This is a genomic window from Tropicimonas sp., assembly GCF_047971885.1.
Lineage (GTDB): Bacteria > Pseudomonadota > Alphaproteobacteria > Rhodobacterales > Rhodobacteraceae > Tropicimonas.
Map to the genome: position 1 here is coordinate 1 of NZ_JBKEAE010000143.1, position 4416 is coordinate 4416.

Below are 4416 nucleotides of genomic sequence, written 5' to 3' on the forward strand. Positions count from 1 at the left end.
GGCCAGTTCGTCGAGCACTGGGACGACGAGAATGCGCGCAAGGGTTATTGCCTCTACAAGATGGGCTGCAAGGGGCCAACCACCTACAACGCCTGCTCGACCGTGCGCTGGAACAACGGCGTCAGCTTTCCGATCCAGTCCGGCCATGGCTGCATCGGCTGTTCCGAGAACGACTTCTGGGATCAGGGCAGCTTCTATGACCGCGTGACCGACCTTACGCAATTCGGCGTCGAGAAGAACGCCGACGAGGTGGGTCTGGCGGCGGCCGGTGTCGTGGGCGGTGCCGCTGCCATCCACGCCGCGATCACCGCGCTGAAGGTCGCGCAGAAGAAGACGCAGCAAAAAATCGGCGAGGAGGTCTGATCATGGTCGTACAGACACCCAATGGATATTCGCTGGACAATTCGGGGCAGCGTATCGTCGTGGACCCGGTTACCCGGATCGAAGGCCATATGCGCTGCGAGGTGAATGTGGACGAGAATGGCATCATCCGCAATGCCGTCTCGACCGGAACGATGTGGCGCGGGCTGGAGGTGATCCTGAAGGGGCGCGATCCGCGCGACGCCTGGGCCTTTACCGAGCGTATCTGCGGTGTGTGCACCGGCACCCATGCGCTGACCTCGGTGCGCGCGGTCGAGGATGCCCTGGGGATCACCATTCCCGATAACGCGAACTCGATCCGCAATATCATGCAGCTCAATCTGCAGGTCCACGACCATATCGTGCATTTCTATCACCTGCATGCGCTGGACTGGGTCAATCCGGTGAATGCGCTGCGCGCCGACCCCAGGGCGACAAGCGAGTTGCAGCAGGCGGTTTCGCCATCGCATCCGCTGTCCAGCCCCGGCTATTTCCGCGATGTGCAGAACCGGCTGAAGCAGTTTGTCGAGAGCGGCCAGCTTGGCCTGTTCAAGAACGGCTACTGGGACAACCCGGCCTATCTGCTACCGCCCGAAGCTGATCTGATGGCCACCACGCATTACCTCGAGGCGCTCGATCTCCAGAAGGAGATCGTCAAGGTCCACACGATCTTCGGCGGCAAGAATCCGCATCCGAACTGGCTGGTCGGCGGGGTCCCGTGCCCGATCAACGTCCATTCGACGGGTGCGGTGGGCGCGATCAACATGGAGCGGCTGAATCTGGTCAGTTCGATCCTCGACCTGTGCGAGACCTTTATCCGCGATGTCTATCTGCCCGACGTAAAGGCGATCGGCGGGTTCTACAGGAACTGGCTCTACGGCGGCGGGCTCAGTTCGAAATCCTGTCTCGCCTATGGGGATATCCCGGAGCATCCGAACGATTTCAGCCCCGAGCAGCTGCATCTGCCCCGCGGCGCGATCGTCGACGGCAACCTGAACGAGGTGCACGATGTCGATCTTCGCGACCCCGAACAGATACAGGAATTTGTCGATCATTCCTGGTATACCTATGGCGAGCCGGGCAAGGGCCTGCATCCCTGGGATGGTGTGACCGAACCGCAGTATGAGCTTGGCCCCAACGCCAAGGGCACCCGAACCGATATCAGGGAACTGGACGAGGCGGCGAAATACTCGTGGATCAAGGCCCCGCGCTGGCGCGGGCATGCGATGGAGGTCGGTCCGCTGGCCCGCTATGTCGTGGGATATGCAAAGGGGCACGAGGACATCCGCAATCAGGTGGACGGCTTCCTGCGCGCGCTGAACCTGCCGCTGGAGGCGCTGTTCTCTACTCTCGGGCGCACGGCCGCCCGCGCCCTGGAAAGCGAATATTGCGGGCGCCTGCAGCGGCACTTTTTCGACAAGCTGGTTCAGAACATCCGGAATGGCGACGAAAACACCGCAAATATCGAAAAGTGGGAGCCCACGACCTGGCCAAAAGAGGCCATGGGGGTCGGTACGACCGAGGCGCCGCGCGGTGCCCTTGGTCACTGGATCAGGATCAGGGACGGCCGGATCGAGAATTACCAGTGCGTCGTTCCCACCACCTGGAACGGCAGCCCACGCGACACGGCGGGCAACATTGGCGCGTTCGAGGCCAGCCTGATGAACACAAAGATGGAGCGCCCAGAAGAACCGGTCGAAATCCTGCGCAGCCTGCACAGTTTCGATCCCTGCCTGGCCTGCTCGACCCATGTCATGTCGCCGGACGGCGATGAACTGGCGCGGGTCAAGGTGCGTTAGCGAAAGGACAAGATGATGAACCGTATTCTGCCTGGCATCGCATTGTCGCTGGTTGCTGCCCCTGTCATGGCTCATACCGGCGGCGGCGCGACAACCGGCCTTGTGCACGGGCTGGAACATCCGATCCTCGGCGCCGATCACCTTCTGGCGATGCTTGCCGTCGGATTGTGGTCGGGCTTCGTTCTGCCCTCGCGGGTCTTGTCCGGGGCGGCGGTGTTCCTGTCGGCGATGGTGGCCGGCGGCGGGCTGGCGGCTGCCCGTGTGCCGGTCCCCGGCGTCGAGGCAATGATACTTGCCTCGGTCCTGGTCTTCGGTGCGCTGGTGCTGGTGTCGCGCGAGAAGCAGCGGTGGCAACTGACCGTTCTTTCGCTGGCGACAATCGGGTTCTTTGCCGCCAGCCACGGCTATGCCCACGTCAGCGAGGCGACTGGCATGGTCGCCGCCTATTTCGCCGGTTTCGTGATCTCGACCGCGGCACTGCATCTGGCGGGGATCTGCCTGGCCCGCCTCGTCGCCGGGCGCGAACCGCTCCAGCGTGCCATCGGCGGAACTGTCATTGCATCAGGGCTTGCCCTGATCGTCGGATAAGAGGCCGTCATGTCTGAAGCCAAAGAATTCTCAACCCTTGCCGCCCCCGATTCGGACGAGCAGGACAGACGCTCGGCCCGCCGGCAGACCTCGATCTATGTTTACGAGGCGCCGGTTCGAATCTGGCACTGGGTCAATGCGGCGGCCATTGTCGTGCTGTGTGTCACCGGCTACTTCATCGGTTCGCCTCCGCCCTCGATGCAGGTCGCCGAGGCGACGCATCAGTTCGTCTTCGGCTATCTGCGCTTTGCGCATTTTGCTGCCGGAATGATCCTGACGACGGGATTTCTGGGGCGCATCTACTGGGCGATCGTCGGCAATCATCATGCGCGCCAGCTTTTCTACGTTCCGTTCTGGAGCGCGCAATACTGGAGCGAGGTGCTGTTCGAAACACGTTGGTACATGTTCATCGAGAAGGAGCCGAAGAAGTACATCGGTCACAACCCTCTGGCACAGCTGGCTATATTCCTGTTCTTCACCGTTGGCGTGACCTTCATGATCCTTTCGGGTCTCGCGCTCTACTCCGAGGGCCTGGGCAGGGACAGTGTGCTCTACGCCCTGACCGGATGGATGTTCACGCTCGTCGGTGGTAACTCGCAGGTCCTGCATACCCTCCACCATCTGGGCATGTGGTGGATCATGGTCTTCATGATCACGCATATGTATGTGGCGATCCGCGAAGACATCATGAGCCGCCAGTCCATCGTCTCGACGATGATCTCCGGGCGCCGCACATTCAAGGACGACAGACCGTAACGGGGTGGCCGCATGCGTCCCCAAAAGGCGCTTCGCGATGGCGCTCGGGCAGACGACGGACTTTGTGGAAAGCCTGCTGCAATAACTGGCTGGACTGGAATCCCGACGATTGGATGCATTGCATGAAATTCCCGGGGTTGCGGCGAATGACAAGAGACCCTTACCGTCTGCCCACCAGGCTTCAGGCCCGTATCGGCGTGCTCAACGGCTTTACCGCGCTCGGCATGTCTGCCACGGAAGCCGTGGCACAGGTCTGTCCGGGAAAAGGCGACGTCTGGCCGTCACCAGATTTGCGCAACAGAGTCTGACCGCCGGACAAGCCCGTCTGGAAAAAGGGGAAGGCCGCCCTTAACCGGATTTATACTACAAAGCCCCTTGGCGGAGAAAATCCCGGCCACGCCGCCGGGTGCTGCCGTCCCGGCGGAAATAGTCCCCCGCAGGTGTGACGGGTCTGCACTGCATTCCCTGCGGAGTGTGTGTGCCTATTTCTCCTTTTCAGGTGCCGGATTGTCCGGCTCTGCCTGTGTGTTGCCGCCGGTGGCGTCCACGACGTCGGCTTCCTGTGCCGGATCGGGATCGGTCGTGGAGGCACTTTCCGTGGCGGGCCCGCTCTCTGCCGGGGCCTGCACGGGTTTTCCGACAATCAGCGGCAGCATTTCCGCCCCGGTCGGCATTGAGATTTCCGATTGCCCGGCGCTGCGCCAGGACAACGTGTCGAAGCCGCCGCAGTTGGAGCAGACCGGCATCCAGTTGGGCTCGACTTTCTGGCACTTGTCGCAAACCCATTGCGGGCCACGCGGTGCGGTGACGGCCTTGGCAAGCCAGCCGCGTACCACCGCGTCGTCGGTGCCCTCGCCCCGTTCGATCGCGGCCATGATCGACAGCGACCGCGCCGTCGGATCGGTGACGGCCA

The 4416-nt window shown here is 62.3% G+C and carries 3 protein-coding genes and 2 pseudogenes; 4 read left to right on the top strand and 1 reads right to left on the bottom strand.

Translation table 11 applies throughout. From position 1 onward, the window contains the following. The 4 genes and pseudogenes from ACK5IR_RS12135 to cybH form a co-directional block, all read left to right on the top strand. A pseudogene (locus ACK5IR_RS12135) lies at positions 1 to 363 on the top strand (uptake hydrogenase small subunit); the annotation flags it as partial. 2 nt (positions 364 to 365) lie between these two features. Then, entirely contained in the window at positions 366 to 2159 is a 1794-nt protein-coding gene (locus ACK5IR_RS12140) for a nickel-dependent hydrogenase large subunit (RefSeq protein ID WP_416929255.1), read from the top strand. A gap of 15 nt (positions 2160 to 2174) precedes the next feature. Beyond that, positions 2175 to 2747: a HupE/UreJ family protein gene (locus ACK5IR_RS12145; protein ID WP_416929257.1), complete on the top strand. Its 573-nt coding sequence runs from the start codon at positions 2175 to 2177 to the stop codon at positions 2745 to 2747. A 9-nt stretch (positions 2748 to 2756) separates the two neighbouring features. Next, entirely contained in the window at positions 2757 to 3503 is a 747-nt protein-coding gene (cybH, locus tag ACK5IR_RS12150; RefSeq protein ID WP_416929259.1) for a Ni/Fe-hydrogenase, b-type cytochrome subunit, read from the top strand. Positions 3504 to 3985: 482 nt separating this feature from the next. Here the strand turns inward: cybH and ACK5IR_RS12155 are convergent. Continuing rightward, positions 3986 to 4416, bottom strand: a pseudogene (locus tag ACK5IR_RS12155) (heme biosynthesis protein HemY); the annotation flags it as partial.